The sequence below is a fragment of the Onishia niordana genome, from assembly GCF_004798965.1.
Classification (GTDB): domain Bacteria; phylum Pseudomonadota; class Gammaproteobacteria; order Pseudomonadales; family Halomonadaceae; genus Onishia; species Onishia niordana.
The window spans coordinates 1-1,347 of sequence record NZ_SDSD01000015.1 but is presented as its reverse complement, the minus strand read 5'-3'; the positions used below and the strand labels follow the sequence as shown (position 1 = coordinate 1,347).

1 protein-coding gene is annotated in these 1,347 nt (G+C 68.5%); it reads left to right on the top strand.

The window, feature by feature from the left end; all coding sequences use genetic code 11:
• The coding region (locus ETC27_RS16430) for a heavy metal translocating P-type ATPase (protein ID WP_136256051.1) at positions 1-1,347 on the top strand (1,347 nt) is incomplete at both ends.

Genomic DNA, 1,347 nt, shown 5'->3' with positions numbered 1-1,347 from the left:
GAGGCCGCTCTGGGCCGCCTGGAGGGCATCGGGGAGGTGTCGGCCAGTTCGGTCACCGGATCGGTGAGGATTCACCCTCAACAGGATACGACGCCTTCTCATGAGGCGATCGAGCGGATCCTTAACGAGCTCGGCTACCAGCTTGCCACCGATGATGAGGGAGATGAGGCGGATGCCGCTCCGGCCTCTTGGTGGCAGACCGCCAAGGGACGCTTGGTGCTCGTCACGGGGGGGCTGCTGGCTCTGGCCTTCGTTCTCCGCCTGGTCTGGCCTAGCCTAGGCAACTGGCCCTTCGTCGCGGCCACCCTGGTGGGGTTGGTGCCCATTGCACAAGGCGCCTGGGGTGCGCTGAAGATGCGCAACCCCTTCACCATCGAGATGCTGATGAGCATCGCCGCCTTGGGGGCCCTGGCCATCAATGCCGCCGCCGAAGCGGCAGTAGTGGTCTTCCTGTTCGCCGTAGGCGAGTTGCTGGAGGGGGTGGCCGCGTCGAGGGCGCGACGCAGCATCTCGGCCCTGGCGGACCTGACGCCGTCCACGGCGAGGCTGATGGAGGATGGGGATACCCGTGAGGTTTCGGCCGCCTCGCTCACGCCTGGGCAGCGAGTCCTGGTGCGACCGGGCGACCGCGTGCCCTGCGATGGACGTATTCTGACCGGCGAATCCGACCTGGATGAGTCACCGATCAACGGGGAGTCGGTGCCCCGTACGCGGGCGCCGGGGGACGACGTCTTTGCCGGCACGGTCAACCTCGATGCCGCCCTGGAGGTGGAGGTAACCCGCGGCGCCGAGGACAACACCATCGCACGGGTCATCCGCCTGGTGGAGGAGGCCCAGGCCGCCAAGGCGCCGGTGGCACGTTTCATCGACCGCTTCGCTCGCTACTACATGCCGGCGGTGGTGGGGCTCGCCCTGCTGATGGCGGTGGTGCCGCCGCTGGTCTCGACCATGGCCTGGTCGGAATCGATCTATCGCGCCCTGGCCCTGCTGTTGATCGCCTGTCCCTGTGCTCTGGTGATCTCAACCCCCGCGGCGATCGCTGCCGGCCTCTCGGCGGGCGCCCGGCGGGGCCTGCTGATCAAGGGCGGCGCGGTGCTCGAACAGCTGGGTAAGCTGCGGACGGTGGCGCTGGACAAGACCGGCACCCTCACCGCCGGCACCCCCAAGGTCACCGACGTGGAGGACTGGGCCACTGGCCAGGGCACGCAAGAGATCCTGAGGCTGGCGGCTGGGATGGAACGTGACTCCAGCCACCCCATCGCCACGGCCATCCTCGCCCACGCTGAGCAGTTGGGCCTTTCCCTTCCACTGGCGAGTGAGAGCCGCGCCCTGTCGGGCCGAGGGGTC